The sequence below is a fragment of the Streptomyces sp. NPDC060000 genome, from assembly GCF_042737375.1.
Lineage (GTDB): Bacteria > Actinomycetota > Actinomycetes > Streptomycetales > Streptomycetaceae > Streptomyces.
Genome location: NZ_JBHWUU010000005.1, coordinates 26,322 through 49,998 on the forward strand (window position 1 = coordinate 26,322; position 23,677 = coordinate 49,998).

The 23,677-nt window shown below is 70.1% G+C and carries 15 protein-coding genes and 6 pseudogenes; 12 read left to right on the forward strand and 9 right to left on the reverse strand.

Annotated features, from left to right (window positions below):
• Positions 1–537: 537 nt before the first annotated feature.
• Together ACFWBB_RS04540 and ACFWBB_RS04545 are read left to right on the forward strand one after the other, a co-directional pair.
• Positions 538–1,273, forward strand: a pseudogene (locus ACFWBB_RS04540) (response regulator transcription factor).
• Positions 1,270–2,801 (forward strand): annotated as a pseudogene (locus ACFWBB_RS04545) (sensor histidine kinase); the annotation flags it as partial. The pseudogenes ACFWBB_RS04540 and ACFWBB_RS04545, both read left to right, overlap by 4 nt.
• 627 nt (positions 2,802–3,428) lie before the next feature.
• Here ACFWBB_RS04545 and ACFWBB_RS04550 read toward each other — a convergent pair.
• A complete protein-coding gene (locus ACFWBB_RS04550) occupies positions 3,429–4,895 on the reverse strand; it encodes a non-reducing end alpha-L-arabinofuranosidase family hydrolase (RefSeq protein WP_385266869.1) in 1,467 nt (488 codons plus the stop codon).
• A gap of 782 nt (positions 4,896–5,677) precedes the next feature.
• Between ACFWBB_RS04550 and ACFWBB_RS04555 the strand changes: the two genes are divergently transcribed.
• The 3 genes from ACFWBB_RS04555 (at position 5,678) to ACFWBB_RS04565 (ending at position 9,275) form a co-directional block, all read left to right on the forward strand.
• The gene (locus ACFWBB_RS04555) at positions 5,678–7,108 is read left to right on the forward strand and encodes an endo-1,4-beta-xylanase (protein ID WP_385266872.1); all 1,431 of its coding nucleotides are present in this window, start codon (positions 5,678–5,680) and stop codon (positions 7,106–7,108) included.
• 98 nt (positions 7,109–7,206) lie between these two features.
• A complete protein-coding gene (locus tag ACFWBB_RS04560; RefSeq protein WP_385267140.1) occupies positions 7,207–8,505 on the forward strand; it encodes an RICIN domain-containing protein in 1,299 nt (432 codons plus the stop codon).
• 467 nt (positions 8,506–8,972) lie between these two features.
• Entirely contained in the window at positions 8,973–9,275 is a 303-nt protein-coding gene (locus tag ACFWBB_RS04565) for a hypothetical protein (protein ID WP_385266874.1), read from the forward strand.
• Between the two features lie 86 nt (positions 9,276–9,361).
• Here ACFWBB_RS04565 and ACFWBB_RS04570 read toward each other — a convergent pair whose 3' ends face one another.
• The 5 genes and pseudogenes from ACFWBB_RS04570 to xylB all read right to left on the reverse strand — a co-directional run bounded on the left by ACFWBB_RS04570 (position 9,362) and on the right by xylB (position 15,819).
• Entirely contained in the window at positions 9,362–10,885 is a 1,524-nt protein-coding gene (locus ACFWBB_RS04570) for an aldehyde dehydrogenase family protein (RefSeq protein WP_385266876.1), read from the reverse strand.
• A 156-nt stretch (positions 10,886–11,041) separates the two neighbouring features.
• On the reverse strand, positions 11,042–12,310 hold the full coding sequence (locus ACFWBB_RS04575; protein WP_385266879.1) for a GAF domain-containing protein: 1,269 nt from the start codon (positions 12,308–12,310) through the stop codon (positions 11,042–11,044).
• Between the two features lie 179 nt (positions 12,311–12,489).
• Positions 12,490–12,835 (reverse strand): annotated as a pseudogene (locus ACFWBB_RS04580) (N-acetylmuramoyl-L-alanine amidase); the annotation flags it as partial.
• Between the two features lie 299 nt (positions 12,836–13,134).
• On the reverse strand, positions 13,135–14,343 hold the full coding sequence (locus tag ACFWBB_RS04585) for an ROK family protein (protein ID WP_385266881.1): 1,209 nt from the start codon (positions 14,341–14,343) through the stop codon (positions 13,135–13,137).
• Positions 14,344–14,373: 30 nt separating this feature from the next.
• A complete protein-coding gene (gene xylB, locus ACFWBB_RS04590) occupies positions 14,374–15,819 on the reverse strand; it encodes a xylulokinase (RefSeq protein WP_385266883.1) in 1,446 nt (481 codons plus the stop codon).
• A 140-nt stretch (positions 15,820–15,959) separates the two neighbouring features.
• On the opposite strand from xylB, the gene xylA reads away from it, so the two are divergent.
• The 5 genes and pseudogenes from xylA (at position 15,960) to ACFWBB_RS04615 (ending at position 20,703) form a co-directional block, all read left to right on the forward strand.
• On the forward strand, positions 15,960–17,126 hold the full coding sequence (xylA, locus tag ACFWBB_RS04595; protein ID WP_385266885.1) for a xylose isomerase: 1,167 nt from the start codon (positions 15,960–15,962) through the stop codon (positions 17,124–17,126).
• 232 nt (positions 17,127–17,358) lie between these two features.
• Positions 17,359–17,877 carry a hypothetical protein gene (locus tag ACFWBB_RS04600; protein ID WP_385266886.1) on the forward strand — a complete coding sequence of 173 codons (519 nt, stop codon included), beginning with the start codon at positions 17,359–17,361 and terminating at the stop codon, positions 17,875–17,877.
• Positions 17,878–17,959: 82 nt separating this feature from the next.
• Positions 17,960–18,650: pseudogene (locus ACFWBB_RS04605) on the forward strand (transposase).
• Positions 18,651–18,791: 141 nt separating this feature from the next.
• Positions 18,792–19,955 (forward strand): serine hydrolase domain-containing protein, encoded by a 1,164-nt coding sequence (locus ACFWBB_RS04610; RefSeq protein WP_385266889.1) that lies wholly within the window; start codon positions 18,792–18,794, stop codon positions 19,953–19,955.
• A gap of 565 nt (positions 19,956–20,520) precedes the next feature.
• The gene (locus ACFWBB_RS04615) at positions 20,521–20,703 is read left to right on the forward strand and encodes a hypothetical protein (protein ID WP_130440180.1); all 183 of its coding nucleotides are present in this window, start codon (positions 20,521–20,523) and stop codon (positions 20,701–20,703) included.
• Between the two features lie 90 nt (positions 20,704–20,793).
• On the opposite strand, the gene ACFWBB_RS04620 is transcribed toward ACFWBB_RS04615, so the two are convergent.
• Positions 20,794–21,708 carry a hypothetical protein gene (locus ACFWBB_RS04620; protein WP_385266892.1) on the reverse strand — a complete coding sequence of 305 codons (915 nt, stop codon included), beginning with the start codon at positions 21,706–21,708 and terminating at the stop codon, positions 20,794–20,796.
• 139 nt (positions 21,709–21,847) lie between these two features.
• On the reverse strand, positions 21,848–22,177 hold the full coding sequence (locus ACFWBB_RS04625; RefSeq protein WP_385266895.1) for a hypothetical protein: 330 nt from the start codon (positions 22,175–22,177) through the stop codon (positions 21,848–21,850).
• A 95-nt stretch (positions 22,178–22,272) separates the two neighbouring features.
• Between ACFWBB_RS04625 and ACFWBB_RS04630 the strand changes: the two genes are divergently transcribed.
• Positions 22,273–23,169 carry an oxygenase MpaB family protein gene (locus ACFWBB_RS04630; protein ID WP_385266897.1) on the forward strand — a complete coding sequence of 299 codons (897 nt, stop codon included), beginning with the start codon at positions 22,273–22,275 and terminating at the stop codon, positions 23,167–23,169.
• Here the strand turns inward: ACFWBB_RS04630 and ACFWBB_RS04635 are convergent.
• Positions 23,155–23,463: pseudogene (locus ACFWBB_RS04635) on the reverse strand (PadR family transcriptional regulator); the annotation flags it as partial. The gene ACFWBB_RS04630 and the pseudogene ACFWBB_RS04635 overlap by 15 nt on opposite strands.
• Here ACFWBB_RS04635 and ACFWBB_RS04640 point away from each other — a divergent pair.
• Positions 23,452–23,676: pseudogene (locus tag ACFWBB_RS04640) on the forward strand (alpha/beta fold hydrolase); the annotation flags it as partial. The pseudogenes ACFWBB_RS04635 and ACFWBB_RS04640 overlap by 12 nt on opposite strands.
• Position 23,677 lies beyond the last annotated feature (1 nt).

The window sequence follows — 23,677 nt, forward strand, 5'->3', positions numbered from 1 at the left end:
TCTTCGGCGAGTACGACACCAGAAGGTTCTTGGTCTGCAGGTGGTACAGGGTTCAGTAGGCCGTTGACCAGCGGAAACAGGCTCAACCGAAGCGAGGAGCGGCTTGTCGGCCCGGGAATGGTCCGGATCTTGACCGGGGGCCGATGCCGACGGATCCACTCCGCTCGTCCGAGGCGCGCACGGCCGGCCTGGCCCGGAATTTCGGCGTGCGGGTGGTCCAGCCTGCGTCCGCACCCCGCCGGGTACGCACGTTCAGGTGCGCTTCGGCGCCGTCCGCATCCGCCTGCACGGTCGAGGCGCGGATGTGCTGGACCGTACCGGCGCCCATCCGCCCCTGGCACTCTCGCCTGCGCCGAGACGGGGGAGCGCCACCGGCTGGAGGACCGTCTCCTGCTGTCGAGATGGGGCGCCGGGCCCGTGAAATGACGGCTGAAACGGCCCTGAGCCACGTCGCGGGACACACCGTGACACTGCGCCGCCAAGTAACCGACGCCCAAGCGCCGGTCGCCACACGGCAGAACGGACCAGGAGAGAGGCATGACCGAGCAGCCCGCGGCCGCGCGGCCGCGCCATCGGCTCCTCGTGGTCGAGGACGAGCCCAGCATCCGCACCCTGCTGGAGGCAACGCTTCGCCTGACCGGATACGAGGTGAGCAGCACGGACAGGCGGCCCTCCTGGAGGTCGAACGCCTTCAACCGCATCTGGTGCTGCTGGACGTGATGCTGCCCGACCTGGACGGCTTCGAGGTGACCCGCAGCTGCGGGCGGCAGGCAACGACTGTCCCATTCTGTTCCTGACCGCCCGCACCGGCACCGACGATCGCATCACCGGCCTCAGTGCCGGCGGGGACGACTACGTTGCCAAACCCTTCAGCATCGAGGAGGTGCTGCTGCGCATCGAGGCCATTCTGCGCCGCACGTCGGCGGCCGCCGAACGGCAGGCGGTACAGAGTGTTCTGCGCTACGCCGACCTCGAACTCGACGAGGGCGCCCACGAGGTGCACCGCGCAGGGCAGTACATCGCCCTGTCGCCCACCGAGTTCAAACTCCTGGCCTACCTCCTGTCGAACGCGGGCCAGGTGGTGAGCAAGGTCCAGATCCTCGACCACGTCTGGAGCTACTACTTCTCCGGCGACGCCCGGATCATCGAAACGTACGTCAGATACCTGCGTAGGAAGATCGATTGCTTCGAGCCGCCACTGATCCACACCGTGCGCGGGGTCGGCTACTGCCTGCGGCTTCCCCGCGACCACGCAGGGACGTCGGACCAGTGACCCGGTTCCTGCCCCGGCCGCCCAAATCGGTGCGACGGCGCCTCGTCCTCGGCGCCACCCTGCTCGCCACCGCGGCAGTCCTGACCTCCCAGGCGATCGGCTATGTGGTGCTTCGCTCCTGGCTGCTGGACCGCGTCGACGAGCAGCTCGTCGAGTTCCATACACCGGCTCCCGCCTATGACGACGCCCTCCACGGCAGGCTCCCGGACCCGGGGGAACGCCCGGACATACTTCCCTCGGACTTCCACGTCTACTTCTACGACTCCTCCGGGCGCCGTCTGAACGACTCTCTGGGCTCCGAGACCAAGCCAGGACCCCGGTTGGCCGATCAGGCGGAGGAGCTCGGACTGCGGGACGGCCACCCCGAAACAGTGGCCGCCGTCAGTGGTGACGGCCGCTGGCGGGTGCTGCTGAACCCCGGCCCGGACGGTATGAGCTCGGTGGTCATCCTTCCGCTCGACACCGTCGACGGTGCCACGTCGAAGCTCCTGTGGCTGAACGCCGTGCTGCTCGCCGTCACGATCGTCGCCCTGATCGCCCTGGGCCGATGGGTGGTCCGTCTGGGGCTGCTGCCCCTGACCAGAGTGGAACGGACGGCTCAGGACATCACCGCCGGCCGGCTCGATCTGCGGTTGGCCGACACTGATGCGCGTACCGAGATCGGGCGACTCGGCCACGTCCTGAACTCCATGCTCGACCGCCTGCAGAAGGCGCTGCTGGCCCGAGAGGCCTCGGACCCGCCTTCGCCGGTTCGTCGCCGACGCCGGGCACGAGCTGCGCACCGCTCACCGCCATCCAGGGCTACGCCCAACTCGCCCTCCGCCCGGAACCGCGCTCGGCCCTCGAACGAAACGAGGCCAACCGGGTCATCGCGCACAACGCGGAACGCATGAGTCTGCTCGTCGACGACCTCCAGCTGCTCGCGACCCTGGACCAGGAACCCTCCCACCGCAGGGAGCGGGTCGACCTGCTGTCCCTCGCGGCGGACGCCGTCAGCGCCGCCGCCCTCCACAGCGAGTCCCACCCCGTCGACCTCGGCCCGCTGCACACCCCGGCCGATCCCACCGGAGCCGAGGAACTCGATGTCACGGAGACCGTGGGCGACCCGCACCGGTTGCGCCAGATCCTCGAGAACCTGCCCGCCAACGCCCGCGTCCACACCCCGCCGGGCACCCGCGTCCACGTTCGCGTCCACACCCCGCCGGGCACCCGCGCCCACGTTCGTGTCGGCACGACCGAGGCGGGTCCCGGAACCGGCGCCACGGACCGGCCCGGACGCACCACCGCTTCACCGCCCCTGCCGGAGGGCCTGCCGATCACCGTGATCGAGGTGGCGGACGAAGGGCCGGGCCTCGAACCCGTCGACGCCGAGCTCGTCTTCGAGCGCTTCTACCGCGCCGACCCCGCCCGTTCCCGCATCCATGGCGGCAGCGGCCTCGGCCTGGCCATCGCCGAGGGCCACGGCGGCCGCCTCGAACTCGACACGGCCCCCGGCCGCGGCTGCACCTTCCGCCTGGTCATGCCCGCGGCCGGCTTCGGCGGCGAGGCCAGGAACCCCGCTCATCCCGCGCGCAGGGGTGTGCGGCCCTCGGGGGCCGAGATCGACGTGGCTGCCCGGACGTATGGACGGGACCGGGAGGACGACCCACAGCCGATGCGGCGGGGGAGCGTCAGTGGTCGGTGCGTTCAGCGGATGTGTGCGGAGGGAGTCGTGGCGTTGACAGGGCGGGATGCGAGCGGCCGACCGGTCACCAGGAGTGCGTCGACGGCGTGGCGCAGGTCGTAGACCGCGACACCGGCCCCGCTGTACACCGGTTCTACCGGAGCCGGTTCAACCGCACGGGGCCGCTGTGGACGGGGCTGCGGCGGAACAACGCTGACAATCGGCCTGTACGAGTTTCCCTCTGCCGCGTCGGGCAGCCCGACGGCACTGGTTCCGACAGCGACTTCGCGTGGTTCGGCCTGAGCAAACCCGCCGCAAGCGCCACCGGCGGCGGCGCCGCGTTGCGGGATGGCCCTCGGGCTGGTGAGCGTTGCCTGCCCCGCGCTCCGTCGCCGTATGAGCGCTGACATGGTCGCGTGACCGGGGGCGGGCACACCTTCCGCCGAGCCCGCCACGTCGGCTCCCTACCGGAGCCGGACTCGTGTCATGCCGTCAGCGCTGCAGTGTCAGCAGACCCGGACGGTAGGGCAGGAGGCCGTAATCGCCGCCGGAGTTGGGGCTGCGCCCCTGGTAGAGCAACTGCAGATTGCAGGGATCGACGGTCATGGTCTGATCGGCGCTGGTGCGGATCAGTTCGCCATGGCTGATGTCGTTGGTCCAGGTGGCGCCACTGTTGGCCTTGCCGGCGAAGGGATTGCTCTCGGTCGCGGCCTGGGGTGTCCATGAGCCGTTCAGACTGGTGGCCGTGAACGAGCGAAAGTAGCGGCCCTGCGAGCCGATCGCCTCGACGATCATGAGGTAGCGGTTCTGGCCCTGCAGCTTGTAGACCTGCGGGGCTTCGAACAGGTTGTTCGTCGTATCGCTCATGATCACTGTCGAGGTCGCGCCGAAGCTGCCCGGGAAGTTCCCGATCGGCATACTGGCCCGGTAGATCTTGCCGTTGTCACCGGCGAAGAACAGGTACATGTTCGTCCCGTCACCGATGAGCGTCTGGTCGATGGGTCCTGTTCCGGAGCCGGAGATGCTTCCGGAGAAGAGCACCTGCGGGGATGACCAGCCATTCGGGTTGGTGGGGTCGCTCGACGTCCGGTAGGAGAAGGCGGTCCCGCCCCACTGGTAGGCGAGCACCCAGATGTTCTTCGGCGCGAAGTAGAAGAGCGTGGGCGCGACGGTGGAAGACGACATCGTGTTCTGGCCGGCCGAGGCCATCTCCGACCAATTGGTGAACAGGCCGAAGTTCATCGAACCCCAACTCGTCCCCGTGTCGTGCGTCGTCGCATAGACGAGTTGCCTGCCGTTGTAGGGGACGACGGTGAAGTCCTTGAGCGAGACCCACCCCGGCTTGGGCTGCGCCAGCGCGCCCGTTGATGTCCAGCGGTATGTCGACGGAAGATCGCACGGGCCGGGGTTGTCGCCGCCGACCTTGACGAGCTGCCACTGCTGGTTGCTGCCGCCCCAGTCGTCGTACTGGACGATGTTCCCGTTGTCGGCGGTGGAGGCGCCCTGTACTTCGAGAGCCTTGTTGCTGTGGCGCGAGATGAACCTCACGTAGCCATCCGAGCTGTCGGCCAGCCGCCACTGCTGGTTGATGCCGTTCAGGTCGGCCCACTGGACGATCGAGCCGCCGTTCGCGGTGGACCAGTTGTGGACGTCCAGCACCTTGCCCGAGTGGCGGGACTTGATGCGGTAGTAGCCGCCCCCGGAATCGACGAACTGCCACTGCTGCTGGTTCTGATCGTTCCTGGTCCACTGGGTGATGCGGGCGCCGTCGTCGGTCGCCATGTTGTAGACATCCAAGGCCTTGCCGCTGTTGCGGTTGACCAGCACATACGAGGCGTTGGGGTCGACGGTCGCCGCGTCGGCGGGCTGGGCCCCGAGGAAGGTGGCCACGAGCAACAAGGGCGCGAGGACGGCGAGTAAGCGTCTGAGACGGACCGGGGATGGGTGGCGAAACCACATCAGAGGGCCTCCTTTGGGGGTGAGGTGACCCCGATGAGCCGCGGAGCGGACGCGCCGGGGCAGGGCCAATCTCGAAAGCTTTCGAAGGATTTCCGAATGCTTTGACGCCACAAGCTAGGAATGTGGGGCCCTCTGGTCAAGGCCTGTCGCCGATCTGTCCACAAAATGCCTCCCCTTTGGGCGTGACCAGATGGGCATCCGTCGAGAGCGGTGCCGGAGGTTCGCCGCCCGACTCGCCGGGATTTCCGAATGTTTCGGGCGAGGAATCGAAACTTCTTCTGCGGCGAGTATTGACGATCCGCCGTCAATCCCTCAATCATCCCTGTCTGAGAACCCGGCGACAGTTCGAGATATCGAGCCACGCCGGCCCTGAGCACTTTGTGCTGCACGGCAGATCCACGCACAGCTGCACGACAGACCGCGCACCAGAGCACCTGCGCCACCCCGTCACGTTCCGCTGAGATTCGCACCAGCGCCTCCTGGCTCTTCGCGCAGTTGGAGAGGTGCGCGACGTTGCGTGGCGGTCCCCGGCTGAGCCGCGATGGAGTGCCCCCATGCCTGTGTCGAAACACCGCCGCCGCCCGCCGCCCGCCGTAGTCACTCGACGATCGACCGGGTGCCGTCCGTGCCGGTTGAGACCGACCCGGTCCCATGACCGCGGTGTCCGGTGATTCCGTGCTGCCCGGGTTCCGGCCCGCCCTGTCCGTCTGCCGGGTGGGAGCAGATGACGGATTCCCCCCGCGCGTCAGTCCTTCCGTGATTTCTACCTTGGAGGCACAGTCATGGGCTCGTATGCCCTTCCCAGACCCGTTATCCGCCGGAAGATCCGCGGCCTGCTGTTGGCGCTGGTCGTCGGCGTCCTCGGTGTGGTCGCCGCACTGGTCGCGCCGCCGGCCGCACACGCCGCCGAGAACACGCTCGGCGCCGCAGCGGCGCAGAGCGGCCGCTACTTCGGCACCGCCATCGCCTCGGGCAGGCTGGGCGACTCGGCGTACACGACAATCGCCGGCCGTGAGTTCAACTCGGTGACGCCCGAGAACGAGATGAAGATCGACGCCACCGAACCGCAGCGGGGCCAGTTCAACTTCACCGCCGGTGACCGCGTCTACAACTGGGCGGTGCAGAACGGCAAGCAGGTGCGCGGCCACACCCTGGCCTGGCACTCCCAGCAGCCCGGCTGGATGCAGAGCCTCAGCGGCAGCACGCTGCGCCAGGCGATGATCAACCACATCAACGGCGTGATGGCCCACTACAAGGGCAAGATCGCCCAGTGGGACGTCGTGAACGAGGCCTTCGCCGACGGCAGTTCGGGAGCCCGGCGCGACTCCAACCTCCAACGCACCGGCAACGACTGGATCGAGGTCGCCTTCCGCACCGCGCGCGCCGCCGACCCGTCCGCCAAGCTCTGCTACAACGACTACAACGTCGAGGACTGGACCTGGGCCAAAACCCAGGCCATGTACGCCATGGTCCGAGACTTCAAGCAGCGCGGCGTGCCGATCGACTGCGTCGGCTTCCAGTCCCACTTCAACAGCGGCAGCCCCTACAACAGCAACTTCCGCACCACCCTGCAGAACTTCGCCGCCGTCGGCGTCGACGTGGCCATCACCGAACTCGACATCCAGGGTGCCCCGGCCACGACCTACGCCAACGTGACCAACGACTGCCTGGCCGTCCCGCGCTGCCTCGGCATCACCGTCTGGGGTGTGCGCGACACCGACTCCTGGCGATCGGAACAAACACCGCTGCTGTTCAACGGCGACGGCAGCAAGAAGCCCGCCTACACCGCCGTCCTCAACGCACTCAACGGCGGCACCTCCACGCCCCCTTCGGATTCCGGACCGATCAAGGGCGTCGGTTCAGGCCGCTGCCTGGACGTGCCCGGCACCGGTACCACCGACGGCACCCAGCTCAACCTGTGGGACTGCCACAACGGCACCAACCAGCAGTGGACGTACACCGCCGCCGGAGAGCTCAGGGTCTACGGCAACAAGTGCTTGGACGCCGCCGGCATCGGCAACGGCGCCAAAGTCCAGATCTACAGCTGCTGGGGCGGCGACAACCAGAAATGGCGCCTCAACTCCGACGGATCCATCGTCGGCGTCCAGTCCGGCCTCTGCCTCGACGCCGTCGCAAGCGGCACAGCCAACGGCACCCAGATCCAGCTCTACTCCTGCTCGAACGGCAACAACCAACGCTGGACCCGCACTTGATGGGACCCCACAAACGAAAGGGTGAGTCGATGAAGACCTACGGTGCGGCTTCCCCCGCCCCTCCACGCAGACATCGCTGGTGGTCCAGGGGCGCCGCCGTGGTGGCGGCGACCCTCGCGATCGGCATGCTCGCGGCGGTGAATCCGGCGCCCGCCGAGGCGGCGACGGTGGATACCAATGCCTGGTATGTCCTGGTCAATCGCAACAGCGGCAAGGCGCTGGACGTCTCTGGCGCGTCCACCGCCGACGGCGCGCGGGTCGGCCAGTGGACGCGCAACGACGCAGCCAACCAGCAGTGGCAGTTCGTGGACTCCGGCGGCGGCTTCTACCGCCTCAAGGCCCGGCATTCGGACAGAGTTCTCGACGTGGCCGGCGCCTCGACCGCAGACGGTGCCGCGATCCAGCAGTGGGCCGACCACAACGGGGCCAACCAGCAGTTCCGCCTGGCCGACTCCGACGCGGGCCACGTCCGGCTGATCAACCGCACCAGCAGTAAGGCGGTGGAGGTGCAGGGCGCCTCCACCGCCGACGGCGGCAACGTCGTCCAGTACACCGACTGGGGCGGCGCCAACCAGCAATGGCAGATGATCAAGCTGTCGTCCGGTGGCGGCGGGTGCGGCAGCACCCCGACTCTGGCGAGCGGTACGCACACGATTCAGAGCGGCGGCAAGAGCCGCAGCTTCATCCTCAAAGTTCCCGCCAACTACGACAACAGCCACCGCTACCGGCTGATCTTCGCGTTCCACTGGCGGGGCGGAACCGCCGACGACGTCGCCTCGGGCGGCACGAGCGGGAACGCCTGGTCCTACTACGGCCAACAGGAACAGTCGAACAACGGCGCGATCCTCGTCGCCCCCCAGGGCCTCGGCAACGGCTGGGCCGATTCGGGTGGTGAGGACATCGCCTTCGTCGACGACATGATCAGGCGAATCGAGGGCGGCCTCTGTGTCAACCCGGCACAGCGTTTCGCCACGGGATTCAGCTGGGGCGGCGGTATGAGCTACGCACTCGCATGCAGCCGGGCGAACGTCTTCAGGGCCGTCGCGGTCATGTCCGGCGCCCAGATCAGCGGGTGCAGCGGCGGCACCCAGCCCATCGCCTACTTCGGAATCCACGGCGTCAGCGACTCCGTCCTCAACATCGCGCAAGGACGGTCCCTGCGCGACAGATTCGTCAGCAACAACGGCTGCACCCCCCAGAGCCCGCGGGAGCCCGCACCGGGCAGCCGAACGCACATCACCACCACCTACTCGGGCTGCCGTGCCGGATACCCGGTCCAATGGGCCGCTTTCGACGGAGGCCACATACCCGGTCCGGTCGACGGCTCCACCGGCGAAAGCGGCATCGCCACCTGGACCAAAGCTGAGATCTGGAGGTTCTTCGCACAGTTCCAGTGACACGCCCGCACCACGGAGTGGAGCCAGGATGATCCTGGCTCCACTCCGTGGTCGTCTGTCCCGGATTGAAGGACGGAGAGGTCTTGCCGCGGCCGCGGGTTTGCTGAACGAGGGCGACGGTGGCGGTGATCTCGGCGGCCACGCATTCTACGCACCAGTTGCCGCGAATGGCCCTGTCCCGGACCTGAACCCCTCGAACGGGACAGCGCTCTCGACCTTGTTCGGAAGGGCGCGTATCACCGCGGAAAGGGTCCCGGCTTCACGCACATCGCCGCCTCTGGATTCCGCAACGCGGAGAAGACCACCATCAGCGCCGCCTTGTCGGGACGGTTCTGGTCAATGCAGACCGCCCCCAACCTCAAGGCCTGGACCGACTGGTGTGACGAACAGGGGGCCAAGCTCACCGACGCCAGCATCGACCTGGCCAGCGTCATGGACGGGTTCATCGGAACCAGGCTGGCAACTACGTGGACGCAGCTGCATATGGCACAACGTGGGCGCGGGCACGCAAGTACGTCCTGACCCGTACAGAACTCGCCTCCAAGCTGGCAAAGCGGCCCTACGACCTCCGGCACGCCGGGATCTCGTTCTGGCTGTACTCCGGTGTGGACCCCGCCGAGTGCGCTCGTCGCGCGGGCCAGAGCATTGAGGTCCTCTTCCGCCACTACGCCAAATTCCTGGACGGCGTCCGAGAACAGGCCAACCGCCTCATCGAGCAGTCCATGCAGGAGTGGGACCGCGTCAGCCAGGGCGCGGAGTCTGAAGGGTGAGCCGGAGTTTGGTCCTTGCCCCGGACCGGTCGAGAGGAAGGCGCCTGATGGGCAAAAGCCCAGGTCAGGCGCCTTTTTTCGTGCCTCTAGAAGAAGCCCAGCTTCTTCGGCGAGTACGACACCAGAAGGTTCTTCGTCTGCTGGTAGTGCTCCAGCATCATCTTGTGCGTCTCGCGGCCGATGCCCGACTGCTTGTAGCCGCCGAAGGCGGCGTGCGCCGGGTACGCGTGGTAGCAGTTCGTCCAGACGCGGCCCGCCTGGATGGCCCGGCCCGCGCGGTAGGCCGTGTTGATGTCGCGCGTCCACACCCCGGCCCCGAGGCCGTATGACGTGTCGTTGGCGATGGCGATGGCGTCGTCGAAGTCGGCGAACGAGGCCACCGACACGACCGGACCGAAGATCTCCTCCTGGAAGATCCGCATCCGGTTGTCACCCTCGAAGATCGTCGGCTGGACGTAGTAGCCGCCCTTCAACTCGCCTTCGTACTCGGCGCGTTCGCCGCCCGTGAGGATCTTGGCGCCTTCCTTCCGGCCGATGTCGATGTAGGAGAGGATCTTCGCGAGCTGGTCGCCGGACGCCTGCGCGCCGATCATCGTGTCCGTGTCGAGGGGATGGCCGGGCTTGATGAGCTCGGTGCGGGCCACGGCCGCCTGGAGGAAGTCGCCGTAGTTGCCGCGCTGGATCAGCCCGCGCGACGGGCAGGTGCAGACCTCGCCCTGGTTCAGCGCGAACATGGTGAAGCCCTCGAGTGCCTTGTCGCGCAGGTCGTCGTCCTTCTCCCACACGTCGTCGAAGAAGATGTTCGGCGACTTGCCGCCGAGTTCCAGGGTGACCGGCTTCAGGTGTTCCGCCGCGTACTGCATGATCAGCCGGCCGGTGGACGTCTCGCCCGTGAAGGCGACCTTGGCCACCCGCGGACTGGACGCGAGGGGCTTGCCCGCCTCCGGCCCGAAGCCGTTGACGATGTTCACCACGCCCGGCGGGAGCAGATCCGCGACCAGGCTCATCCAGTAGTGCAGCGAGACCGGGGTCTGTTCGGCGGGCTTGATCACCACCGCGTTCCCCGCTGCCAGGGCCGGCGCGAGCTTCCATGTCGCCATCAGGATCGGGAAGTTCCACGGGATGATCTGCGCGACGACGCCGAGCGGCTCGTGGAAGTGGTACGCCACCGTGTCGTTGTCGATCTCGCTGAGCGAACCCTCCTGGGCCCGGACCGCGCCGGCGAAGTAGCGGAAGTGGTCGATGGCCAGCGGGATGTCCGCCGCCAGTGTCTCGCGCACGGGCTTGCCGTTCTCCCAGCTCTCCGCGACCGCCAGGGGCTCCAGGTGCGCCTCCATACGGTCCGCGATCTTCAGCAGGATGTCGGAGCGCTCGGTCGCCGAGGTGCGGCCCCAGCTCGGCGCGGCCGCGTGCGCCGCGTCGAGCGCCCGCTCCACGTCCTCCGCCGTGCCGCGCGCCACCTCGGTGAACGTCTCCCCGTTCACCGGAGACGGGTTGTCGAAGTACTGGCCCCGGGCCGGGGGCACGTACGCGCCGCCGATGAAGTGGTCGTAACGCGTCTGGTAGGAGACGATCGCGCCCTCGGTGCCGGGCGCCGCGTAACGGGTCATCCTGCTCTGCCTCCTCAGCAGCGCCGCCCGCCGTTGGGCAGCTCTGCGCCGGAGGCTAGGGAAGCGGACGTTGCATCCACGTTGCGGCGCCCGCCGGGAGCCTTGCCTGTGGACGCCTCACTCGCGCATGCCCCGCTTGCGGACGGGGTGCCCGGCCTACGGGTGCGGCCACCCGGCCGGCGCTGTCAGTTCCGACTGGAGCGACACGAGGCGGGCCCGTATCGCGGCCGTGGGGCGGACCGCCGCCAGCGCCCGCAACACCTCCAGGTCGTCCTCGCCCCACGGTGCGTGCGCCCAGTCGGCCAGCAGATCGGGGTCGCCGCAGGCGATCAGCGCGGCGCGCAGCCCGTCGGCGAGACGGGTTCTGAGCCGGACCACCGCCGGTGCCCGGGACGACGGCAGCGGTGGCCCGGTGTACGCGGTCACGGCCGCCGTCACCGCGCCGGCTGCCAGCCTTCGTTCGACGACGGCGACGTCCGACTCGAACGGAGCGGTGAGCCGGTAGGGGCGCGAGACCAGCAGCCCGGGACCGAGCACCCCGCGCAGCCGGGCGAGTTCGGCCCGCAGCGTCACCGGGGTCACCGACTCGTCCTCGTACAGGGCGCACAGCAGCTCGTCGCCCGTCAGGCCCTCGGGGTGACGGGCGAGCAGTGCCAGGATCTCGCTGTGCCGACGGCTCAGCCTGAGGTCACGGCCGTCGGTGACCAGACGGGCCTCGTCCCGGCCCAGCACGGTCAGCCGCGGTGTGTCCGCGGCGGGCCGCTCCGGGGCGAGCAGCGCCAGGTGTGCCTCCGCGGCCCGCGCCACCGCCTGGACGAAGCCCAGGCTGTGCGGATGCGCCAGTCCGTTCCCGCCCGTGATGTCCACGGCGCCCAGCACGCTCCCGGTCCGCGGATCGTGCACCGGGGCGGCGGCGCAGGTCCAGGGCTGCACCCGCCGGATGAAGTGCTCGGCGGCGAACACCTGCACCGGTCGGTCCAGGGCGACCGCCGTGCCCGGCGCGTTCGTCCCGACCGCGCTCTCCGCCCAGCGCGCACCCGGCACGAAGTTCATCCGCCCCGCCTGCCGCCGTGTCGCCGCGTGGCCCTCGACCCACAGCAGCCTTCCGTGCACGTCGCACACCGCCAGCAGGTGCTCCCCGTCGGCGGCGAACGTGCCCATCAGCTCGCGGAACAGCGGCATCACCCGCGCCAGCGGATGCTCGGACCGGTAGGCGCCGAGATCGCCGTCGGTCAGTTCGACGCTCGCCGTGCCGTCGGGCCCGACGCCGGCCCGCGCGGAACGCCGCCACGAGTCGGCCACCACGGCACGCACCGGACGCGGCACGGTGCCCGCCTCGGTGAACGCCTCATGCGCCCGCCGCAGGATCCGTACCCGCTCGGCCGGGTCGGCGCCCGGCTCCAGAGCCACCCAGGAATCGGTCAACTCGTCCTCCCGGAAGGCGATACGGCTGGAGTGCGACGAACTACGACTGGTGTACGACGGCGTGCAACCGGTGTACGGCTGGGGACATCGTCACTCCAGGTGCGTGGGCCGACAACCGTTTGGACGACGGTCACCCGGAAGTGGGCACCCGGTGTCGGTCCGGTTCGCGCCCAGGCGCGGTTGACGAGACTCAGATAGCGGCTCCAGTCCCAGTTCGGACCGGGATCGGTGTGGTCGCTCCCCGGCACCTCGTAGTGGCCGATGATGTGTGCCCGGTCCTTCGGGATGCCGTACGGGTCGCAGACCGATGACGTCAGCCGAGCGGACCACTCGTAGAGCGCGTCGGTGAAGTAGGCCGGTCTGTCCACCCACCCTTCGTGCTCGATCCCGACGCTGCGTGTGTTGTAGTCCCAGTTCCCCGCGTGCCAGGAAACGTCGCACTCTCGTACGCACTGCGCCACACGACCCGTCCACGGAGCGCACGACGTAGTGGGCGGACACCTTCTTGCGCGGGTTCCGGAAGACGTCCGGGATGCGGCACCGCATCGCACGGGGCGCCGGTCGCACAACGCCGTCGCCCGTTCCCGCCGCACGCCCCGATGCTTTCCGTTTCCGCCCTCACGACTCGACGGCTGCCGTGTCCCGCACCCACCAAATTACGGCGCCGACGGGTTGGGCATGAGGGCACGCCGTGGTTCCGTGGAAGAGCGCGGCCTTGTGGACAACTCACTCACCCGAACGTGGAGTTCCGCTCTGGGCGGCTGCTCGGTCGACATGCGGGTGGACGGGGACCGTCGGCGCGAGCGGGCCGTGGCCCAGGCCGCTCAGGACCGTTCCGAGACCACCGAAGGATCGTCGAGCACGGCCCGCACCACCGAATGCGCGGCCCCCAGCAACGGGCCCTCGGGGCCCAGCCGGGAGACGGACACGGGACGGGCGGGGCCCGCCGTACGCCGGGACAGTTCGGTCTCCAGGGACGGCAGCAGCCACGGGGCGAGCCCGGCCAGTGCGCCACCGAGCACCACGCCCTCCGGGTCCAGGAGATTGAGTGCCCCGGTGAGAGCGATGCCGAGGGCCGTTCCCGCCTCGCGCAGCGCGCGCCGCACGTCCGGGTCGCCCTCCGCGGCACGTCCCGCGAGGAGCCCGACGCGGCCCTCGCCCGGTTCCAGCCCGGCCGCCCGCAGCACCGCCTCCTCGCCGGCGTACTGCTCCAGACATCCGCGCCCGCCGCACCCGCACTCCGGCCCGTCGGGGTGGACCGGCACATGGCCCAGCTCGCCCGCGAAACCACGGGTGCCGCGCAGCAGGCTGCCGTCCACGACCAGCGCGGCGCCGATGCCGATCTCCGCCGACACGTGCAGGAAGTCCCCCGGAGTGTCCGCGCCGAGCCAGAGTTCGGCCAGGCCGCCGAAGTTGGCCTCGTTGTCCACGGTCAGCGGGAGCTCGCCGGGCAGCAGCGCGCCGAGATCGACGTCCTGCCAGTCGAGGTTCGGCGCGCGGACGACCGTACGGGCGTCGCGGGCGACCAGGCCGGGGACGGCCACGGCGAGTCCGGCCGGCCACAGCCCCTCGCGCTCGGCCTCGGCGATCACCCGGCGCACGAGCCCGGTCAGCTCCTCTACCACCGGCCCGGGGGAGCGGCCCCGGTTGGTGCCGTGCCGCACGGCACGCGCCCGCACCTCGCCGCGCAGGTCGACGGCGCAGGCCGCCAGGTGGTCGACGCCGATCTCGGCACCTATGCCCGACGGACCACGCCCGCTGACCGCCAGCGCGGAACCGGGCCGGCCCACCCGACCGGGCCGCTCGGGGCCCAGTTCCTCGAGCAGTCCGGTGCGTATGAGTTCGTCGACGAGGGTCGAGACCGCCGCCCGGGTCAGGCCGATGCGTGAGGCGACCGCCGCCCGCGAGAGCGGTCCCTCGGCGCTGACGGCGTGCATCACCCGCGCCAGGTTGCGGCGGCGCATGCCCTGCTGGGTGTCGGGCAGCGCACGACCGGGGCCGGTCGGCCGGGCCTCGTGCAGCGATGCGGTCATGCCTTCGTCGATTCGTCGATTCGTCGATGTTCAGCGGGCGTCCGCGCTCCGGTCCAGCAGCGGGGCCGCGTCGGAGAGTACCCCGGCGATCCTGGCCAGCGTCGCCTCGTCCCGCTCGACGGCGTCGAGCACCGGCCCACGCGTGGTGTTCCAGCGGCGCGCGACGGCGGCCGGGTCCTCGCCGGTCAACAGGCCCGCCGCCTGCGCCGCGGCACCCAGCGCGACGAGTTCCCTGGCCTCGGGCACCTGGACCGGCCGCCCGGACAGCCGGCGCACGGTCCGCTGCCAGGCCGTGCCCCGGGCGCCACCACCGATCAGCAGCAGGGGAGCCGAGCGGTCCGCGTCCTCGTCGAGGACCAGGTCGAGCGCGCCGAGCAGGGAGTGCACGGCGCCGTCGTAGGCGGCCTGGAGCAGCTGGCCGGCGGTCGTGTCGTGGCGCAGACCGTGCAGGAGGCCCGAGGCGTTCGGCAGGTTCGGGGTGCGCTCGCCGTCCAGGTAGGGCAGCAGCGTGAGGTCCGCGGTGGGCTCCACGGCTTCGCGGTCCAGGCCCAGCAGGGCGGCGACGCGGTCGACGGCGAGTGTGCAGTTCAGGGTGCAGGCCAGGGGCAGCCAGTCACCGTGGGCGTCGGCGAAGCCGGCCACGGTGCCGGTGGGGTCGGTGGGGCGGCGCCTGGCCACCGCGTACACCGTGCCCGAGGTGCCAAGGCTCAGTACGGGCGTGCCGGGGCGCAGCCCGAGGCCCAGCGCCGCCGCGGCGTTGTCACCGGTGCCCGGCGCGACCAGCGTCCCCTTGGCGAAGGGCAGGTCGTGACTGTCGCGTACGGTGCCCGCCACCTCCCCGGGTCGCACGACGCGGGGCAGCAGCGCGGGGTCGAGCCCCACGTGGGCGAGGATCTCCGCGTCGTACGTCTCGGTCGCGGACGCCCACCATCCGGTGCCGGAGACGTCCCCGCGGTCGGTGGTGCCCTCGCCGGTGAGGCGCTCGGTGAGGTAGTCGTGGGGGAGGCGTACGGCCTTCGTGGCGCGCAGGGCCTCCGGCTCGTGCTCGGCCAGCCAGGCCCACTTCGTGACCGTGAAGGAAGCGGCCGGGACGGACCCGGTGCGCTCTGCCCAGAACTTCGCCCCGCCGAGTTCCTCGGTCAGCCGGCGGGCCTGCGGCGCCGAGCGCACGTCGTTCCACAGCAGCGCCGGACGCACCGGCTCACCGCGCTCGTCCAGGGGGACGAGCCCGTGCTGCTGCCCGCCGACCGACACCGCGGCGGCCTCGCGCGCCGCGTCACCGCACTGGTGCAGCGCTTCGCGGAGGGCGTCCCACCACTGGCGGGGGTCGCTCTCCCGGCCGGCTCCGGAGGACACCGTGTGCGGCGCCTGGCCGCTCGCGACGACCTCGCCGGTGGCCGCGTCGACGACCAGCGCCTTGGTGGACTGGGTGGACGTGTCCACGCCGACGACGAGCGGACCCTCGGCTGCTGACATCGGGTTCTCCCTCAAGTTTTTCCGCGGCTCTGCGGGATCTGTCTTCCCAGAGATGCGTCCGCATACTAATTTGTAAACTGCCATGACGAAATAGTCGGCGACACACTCGGCGACACAGTCTTCAAGCAAGGAGCCGCGGCATGAGCTACCAGCCCACCCCCGATGACAGGTTCACCTTCGGCCTCTGGACCGTCGGCTGGCAGGGCAGGGACCCGTTCGGCGACGCCACCCGGCGTGCCCTGGATCCGGTCGAATCGGTGCAGCGCCTGTCCGAGCTGGGCGCCTACGGCGTGACCTTCCACGACGACGACCTGATCCCCTTCGGATCCTCCGACAGTGAGCGCGAGGAGCACATCAAGCGCTTCCGCCAGGCCCTGGACACCACCGGCATGACCGTGCCGATGGCCACCACCAACCTCTTCACGCACCCGGTCTTCAAGGACGGCGCGTTCACGGCGAACGACCGTGACGTACGTCGCTACGCCCTGCGCAAGACGATCCGCAACGTCGACCTGGCCGTCGAGCTCGGTGCGAAGACCTACGTCGCCTGGGGCGGCCGTGAAGGCGCGGAGTCCGGCGCCGCCAAGGACGTACGGGTGGCCCTCGACCGCATGAAGGAGGCCTTCGACCTCCTCGGGGAGTACGTGACCTCCCAGGGCTACGACCTGAAGTTCGCCATCGAGCCCAAGCCGAACGAGCCGCGCGGCGACATCCTGCTCCCCACCGTCGGCCACGCCCTGGCCTTCATCGAGCGCCTGGAGCGCCCGGAGCTCTACGGCGTCAACCCCGAGGTCGGCCACGAGCAGATGGCCGGGCTGAACTTCCCGCACGGTATCGCCCAGGCACTGTGGGCGGGCAAGCTCTTCCACATCGACCTCAACGGCCAGTCCGGCATCAAGTACGACCAGGACCTGCGCTTCGGCGCCGGTGATCTGCGCTCCGCGTTCTGGCTGGTCGACCTGCTGGAGAGCGCCGGTTACGCGGGCCCGAAGCACTTCGACTTCAAGCCGCCGCGCACCGAGGACCTCGACGGTGTGTGGGCCTCGGCCGCGGGCTGCATGCGCAACTACCTCATCCTCAAGGAGCGTGCGGCCGCGTTCCGTAGCGACCCGGAGGTCCAGGAGGCCCTGCGCGCATCCCGTCTGGACGAGCTCGCCCAGGCCACCGCAGCGGACGGCCTGGAGAGCCTGCTCGCCGACCGCACCGCCTTCGAGGAGTTCGACCCCGAGGCGGCCGCCGCCCGCGGCATGGCCTTCGAGCACCTCGACCAGCTCGCCATGGACCACCTCCTGGGCGCCCGAGGCTGAACCGGCACGCACGTGTGTGTGCACGGGTGAGGGTGCACACACGCGTGCCGCCGGTCGGTCGGTCGGTCTTCGAACGATCCCCGCCTGGATCCCGTCCGGCATCTGGGCCGGCATCTCCGCCTGGATCTCCGCCTGGGAACTCCGTCTGGATCTCTGCCTGGGATCTCCGAGGGGAATGCGCCGGAATGATGCGGTCCATGGCATGGGTCGGTATCAACAAGTATCAACTTCCGTGCGGGGCTCGCATCGTGAGCGGTTCGCCGCGACGCTGGACGGTATGGCCATGCCGCCCGTACCGCCCCAGCCGCCCGGACCGCCGGGCGACACGCCGCCTCCGGGTGGCTTCGGATCGCCCCACTCCGGCTTCGGACCCGTTGACGGGACCGGAGGGGGCGGCTGGTCGCCCCCTCCGCCGTCGCAGCCGCCAGGCGGCCCCGGAAGGCGCAGGAACCCCCTCTTCGTCGTCCTCGCCCTGCTGGTTGCCGCCGGGGCCGTCCTTGCCGTCGTGCTGATGGCCTCGGACGGCGGCGACTCGCCGGATGACGAGCCGGGCGCCGGCAGCAGCACCGGCAGCGGCTCCGCTCCCGCCCCGTCCCTCAGCCTGCCGGTAGAGCTGCCCAGCGGCCTCCCGAGCGAACTGCCGTCGCGGCTCCCCACGAAGCTGCCGTCCGAGTTGCCGAGCGATCTGCCGTCGGAGCTGCCGAGTGATCTCGAGTCACTGCTGCCGTCCCTGGGGGAGCTGCTTCCCTAGCGCTCTGGCCGCATCGGTTCGCCGGGTTGGTGGTCGTGGCAGTTGGATGGGCGGTGACGTTCGTTCCGACTGCTGGAGTGCGGTGGCCGAGCCTGTGCGAGTGCGCCGACTGACCGACCAGGAAGGGAAGAAGCTGCAGCAGATCGTGCGCCGGGGCAGTACCAGCTCGGTGCGCTATCGCCGGGCCATGATGCTGCTGGCGTCCGCCGGCGGGAACCGGGTGCCGGTAATCGCCCAGCTGATCCAGGCCGACGAGGACACGGTGCGGGAGGTGATCCACCGGTTCGACGAGATCGGCCTGGCCTGCCTGGACCCTCGATGGGCGGGAGGCCGTCCCCGCCTGCTCAGCACTGACGTCGAGGACTTCGTCGTCCAGACGGCCACTACCCGCCCGACCAAGCTCGGCCAGCCCTTCACCCGCTGGTCGATCCGCAAACTCGTCGTCTACCTGCGCCGCGTGCACGGACGCGTCATCCGCATCGGCCGGGAAGCCTTACGGTGCCTGCTCCGCCGCCGGGTGCTTCACCCCGACCTACGCCTCCTGGGCCAACCCGATCGAGGCGCACTTCGGCCCGCTGCGGCAGTTCACCCTTGCCAACTCCCACCACCGAAGCCACCCCTCGCAGACCCAGGCCCTGCACGCCCACCTGCGCTGGCGCAACGCCAACACCCGCCACCCCGACATCCTTGCCGCCCAGCGCAAGGAACGCGTTCGCATCCGTAGCGAGAAAGGCATCCGCTGGGGCGGACGCCCCCTCGAGACCTCAGCCTGACCAATCCGGCGAACTGATGGGGTGGCAACACCAGGTCGCATCCGTCAGGGGCAGTCCAGGGTTGTGATCAGGGTGATCACTGATGGGCAACGGCGGCTGCACGCAGCAGAGTTGACGCTGTCAACAAATCCCATCAGCGCCGTGGAGGAAGAAACTTCGATGCGCATCCGCCTCGCCGTCACCACTCTCGCCCTGGCCACCGCTCTTACCGCCGTCGCCCTGCCCATGGCCGCCGCCACGCCTGGTGCCAGCGCCCCGGCGTCCGCAAACCCCACCGTCCAGGACATCCTCGACCACCTGCCCGACGACGTCGTTGCGGGCGCGCTGATCAGATGGGACGGCGTGGGCGCCACTGCTGGCCCGGTCACCGCTGACGCCTATGTCCGGATCGGCAGTGTCACCAAAGCGTTCACCAACACGGTGGTGCTCCAACTCGTCGCCGAGCACCGGATTAACCTGGACACACCGGCGCGGAGGTACGTCCCCCAGGTGCTGCCCGAGGCGTACAACCGCGTCACCGTGCGCCAGCTCCTCGACCACACAAGCGGCCTGCCCAAGCCCGCCCCGACCCCCGGCCCGGCCGACGGACCCGGATGGCAGCTCAAATCTGTGACGCCTGAAGACTTCCTGCGCAACTCGTTCGCCGCAGCCACCGAGGCGCCGCCCGCACCCGGCTCCGAGCAGCAGTACAACGGTCTCAACTCCTTCGTCCTCGGTCTGATCGTCGAAAAGGTCACCGGCCACTCCTTCACCGACGAACTGCAGCGCAGGATCATCCGGCCGCTGCATCTGAGCCACACCAGCCTGCCTGCCGCCGACGATCCGGTGATCCCCTCGCCCCACGCGGAGGTGTACCTCGACGGGCAGGACGTGACCGAGCAGAGCCCATATCCATGGGCCGAGGGAGGCATGGTCTCCACCGCCGCCGACCTGGACCGCTTCATCACCGCGCTGTTCCGGGGCCGCCTGCTCCCACCCGCTCAGCAGAAGTTGGTGTTCGAAGTGCCGAACGTGCAGAGCGCCGCCGACAATACGAACTGCGTCGGCCCCGCAGCCTGCTACAGCATCGGCGGACTCCTGCGTTACCAGCTGCCGAACGGCGAGTACGCCTGGGGTAAAACCGGTTCCCGCCCCGGCTGGGACAACGGAGTCTTCGCCACCCGGGACCTCGAACACCGCGTGGTGTACTCCCTGAACCCAACGGGGAACCCCAATGACCTTCCGTACATCAAGGCGATCGTGAACGCCGCGCTCGCCGACGGGCAGTCGGACCACGCATCCAGCCCGGTGCACGGAAATAAGTGACCGCCGCCTGGGCAACCCGGCAAACCTATGCGGTCAGAGCACTAGCCGTCACGCGCGCGTGGGCACCGCACACGCCACGCGCGCGTGCCGACGCACGACCACCACCCGCGCGTGCCGGCGCACCGTCCCTCACAGGCTCGGCGGCGCGCGACACCGAGAGGGGGTCGGGCCTGGGAAAGCGCTTCCTCGCCGTCGGCTCGGGCCACGGCCACGGCCAAGGCCGTCGCCGGGGCGTGGGCCGCGTCCCCGGCCGGCATCCAGCGCCCGTCCACGGTACGGCCACCATCTGCCGTCCCGCCCCAGCCGCAGTTCCATCCCCTGCACGGCGACGAGGTACTCCTCAAACTTGACTACCGGAGGCGGGGCCGCCGAGGTTGCAGCACTTCGGCCGGGGAAGGCGCACCACCCCGGGCATCACCCCTGGTCCGCCGGCCCGAGTGGGTGTTCTCAGGGGCCTCTCGGGGATATAGCTCAGGGGCGAATCAGGGTCGCGTCCGGAACCGCGGGCGGCGTGGAGCCGTTTTCATGGCAGAGAGCGGCAGTGGCCGCGAAGGAGGCGACGCACATGTCGAAGAACGCGAAGATCGCCGCAGGCGGTGTGGCGGTGGGACTGCTGTTGCTGATCTGGTTGCCCTGGTGGGCGTCCCTGCTGATCGTGCTGGGGGTTCCGGCGGCGGCCTACCTCACGTTGGATCCTTCTCAGCGGCGCAGACTGCGCCGTGTCACGCGCAAGGAACTCGGCCGGTGAGTGACGGGGACCGCGCCGCGGTCCCCGTCGTCCCGCATCCAGCCCGTCGGAGCCCATGGGCGTAGCGGCCTCGGCGGGATCGGAGCGGCCTCAGAGCGGGCGTACGGCCATCTTGTCGAGCGCCTCCAGGAGGCCGGGCAGTTCGGGGCCGCGGCCGACCGGCAACACCTCGCCGGGCTCGTCGTCGAGCAGAACGAACGCGATGTCGTCGGTCCTGGCCACCAGCGACCAGCCTGGACCGTCGGCGCGCAGGGTACGCGCGTCGCCGGGAGCGAACGACGAACGCACGCGGCCGAGCGGAGGCGGGGCATCCACATAGGCGCGTACCTCGGCCAGCACGCGCCGGATGCCGCTGTGACCCTTCGCCGTGCCCTTCTCGGCCCTGTTGTCCCCGCCGGCCCGGCCGGCGGGGCCGGACCCGCCCACCTCGCCGTCCCGAACCCCCTGGTCGGCACCGGCGCCGACGTCGGCATCCGTCGCAGTGTCCTCCCGCCGGCGAGTGAAGTCCGCGTCGTCGATCTGCTCGCGCCACAGAGCCCACTGGAGGGCGATCTCGTCGGCTCCCAGCCGTCGCTGGGCCGGACCCCACCTGCTCGTGTCCGGAGGCGACAGCACAGGGCCGTCCGCGACCTCGGGGCCGGGATCGTGCGGCGCGGGCACACCGGGAGCCGCGACGGCGACCGCGAGCGGCCAGCCGGGCAGCGCGGCGACGACCGTCCGCTCGCCGGGCGACAGGTCGTACTCCATGCCGCAGTCCCACGACGCGATGGCCACGGCCACCAGGGACACGTCGTCGATGACGACCGTCCACCGTGCGCCTTCGCCGTCCTGGCCCAGCACCAGTCCGTACCCGTCGGCGAGCGGCGGGAGGCCGAGCGCCGCACAGGCCTCCGGGTAGTCGTCGCCCAGCGCGCTCGGGAACTTCGCAGGCGTCAGCAGTACCGCCGTGAGCACATAGAGCGCGTCGTCCCCGGCGGCGACGGCGTCCTCGTCCGTCCCGGCCATCCCAGCCTCCCCATAGGTTTGTCCAACGGCGCGCACCCTAGTGCGGCGGGAAGGCGCTTGTCACGACTCACCGACATACCCGGAGCTGCGGTTTTCCGGTCGGACGGGGCGAATCGACCACCCCGGGCCCTCGGATGCGTCACGCCGACGGCAGTCCGAGGAGCTCACGAGCCACCACCCGTGGCGACTCGTCGCGCTCCCGCGCGAGCGCGATGACCGCGCGACAGGCCAGTTCGTTCACCCCGAAGGACAGCGCCTCCGGCGACACCCAGCCCGCCGCCTCGTCGATGCCTTCCTGATCGTCCTCCGCGCACGCCGAGATGTACGCGGCGGCCGCCTCGAACAGATTGTGCGGGCGCTTTCCGCCGCCGCGCGACCCCCGCTCGGAACGCCCCTCCCCACCAGGACCCGGCCATGCGCGCAGCGCGTGGCCCAATCTCCCGTAAGCCTTGCGGACCGAGCCGAACATACCGACCACCCTGCCCCTGTGTCCCTGCGACGGATCGACCATCCCTGCTGTCCAACCTAGAGTCGGAGCTCCGGCGGCAGAAGGGGGACGGTGCGGTGGAGCGCTTCGAACGGCTCAGGCAGATCCGGCGGATGGACCCGTACGAGGACGCGGTCGAGATCTACCGGCTCACCGCGGCGTACGAGTTCCCCTGGGACTTCAGCCGTGCCCTTGAACTGGCCCTCTACCGCACGTACGCGGTGCCGGGCATCGGGCGCCTGCTCGCGGAGACGGCCGAACTCACGGACCGCACCCAGAAGCGCTACGACGACACCGCGCTCCTGCTCGACGCCGTCGTCGAGCACGGCTTCGACAGCGAGCAGGGCCGGACGGCCGTACGGCGCATCAACCAGATGCACCGCTCCTACGACATCGGCAACGACGACATGCGATATGTGCTCTGCACCTTCGTCGTGATGCCGAAGAGATGGATCGACGCCTACGGATGGCGCAGGCTGTCACGCCACGAGATCGTGGCCTGCGCGGAGTACTACCGCACCCTGGGGCAGCGCATGGGCATCAGGGGCATCCCCGGGACCTACGAGGAGTTCGAGGCCTGTCTCGACGCCTATGAAGAGGCCCACTTCGCCTGGGACGAGGGGGCGCGGCGGGTCTCGGACGCGACGCTCGCCATGATGGCCTCCTGGTACCCGGGGCCGCTGGCGCCCGTCCTGCGCACCGCCACGCTCGCCCTGCTCGACGAACCGCTCCTGAGGGCGTTTCGCTACACCCCGCCGGGCCCCGCGGCCCGCGCGGTGGTGCGTGCGGCGGTACGCGCGCGTGGCCGGGTGGTGCGGCTGCTGCCGCCGCGCCGCGCACCCCACCACGCGCGGCAGAACCGGGAGATCAAGGGCTACCCGAACGGCTACCGGCTGGGCGAGCTGGGCACCTGCCCGGTCCCCGGCGTCCGGGGCTGCCCCGTCCGCCCCACGGGCGGCTCAGCCGTCGAGTGAGGCGAGCGTGTCGCGCAGCCAGTCGAGCTCGGCCCGGGACGTGGCGCGCGCGATGGTCAGGACACCGCGCCGGAACGGGTCCTCCAGCTCTTCCGCGGGCAGCGGCCGGTCACCGTCGTAGAAGAAGCTCGCCGGCTCCTCCAGGAAGGCCAGCCGGCGGCGCAGTACGGCCGACTGGGCGGCGGCGTCGTCCAGATGCCGCAGGAAGGCGAGCACCGTGAACCACCGGTTCTCGTCGGTGATGTCGTGCGGGGCGGGTTCCGCGAGCCGTCGGCGCAGTTCGCTGCCGCCCTCCGGCGCGGAACCGACCCCGTCATGCGCGAGATCCTGGTCGGCCTCAAGGGGGTCGACCGTGTCTACCTGCAGGGTGAGCTCACCGGTGAGCTGGACTGCGCGGACGCCCTCGAGGCGGCGGGGGTGCGGGTGGTGACGGTCCCGGGAGCCGGCCACAACGTCATGTTCGACAACCCCGACGCCTTCGTACGGGCGGTCGCCGGAGCGGCGTGAG

Coding starts and splice junctions, on each gene's coding strand:
- ACFWBB_RS04550 (WP_385266869.1), bottom strand. CDS start 4,895: ATGTGGTTTCGCCACCCATCCCCGGTCCGTCTCAGACGCTTACTCGCC.
- ACFWBB_RS04555 (WP_385266872.1), top strand. CDS start 5,678: ATGGGCTCGTATGCCCTTCCCAGACCCGTTATCCGCCGGAAGATCCGC.
- ACFWBB_RS04570 (WP_385266876.1), bottom strand. CDS start 10,885: ATGACCCGTTACGCGGCGCCCGGCACCGAGGGCGCGATCGTCTCCTAC.
- ACFWBB_RS04585 (WP_385266881.1), bottom strand. CDS start 14,343: ATGACCGCATCGCTGCACGAGGCCCGGCCGACCGGCCCCGGTCGTGCG.
- xylB (WP_385266883.1), bottom strand. CDS start 15,819: ATGTCAGCAGCCGAGGGTCCGCTCGTCGTCGGCGTGGACACGTCCACC.
- xylA (WP_385266885.1), top strand. CDS start 15,960: ATGAGCTACCAGCCCACCCCCGATGACAGGTTCACCTTCGGCCTCTGG.
- ACFWBB_RS04615 (WP_130440180.1), top strand. CDS start 20,521: ATGTCGAAGAACGCGAAGATCGCCGCAGGCGGTGTGGCGGTGGGACTG.
- ACFWBB_RS04620 (WP_385266892.1), bottom strand. CDS start 21,708: ATGGCCGGGACGGACGAGGACGCCGTCGCCGCCGGGGACGACGCGCTC.
- ACFWBB_RS04625 (WP_385266895.1), bottom strand. CDS start 22,177: ATGTTCGGCTCGGTCCGCAAGGCTTACGGGAGATTGGGCCACGCGCTG.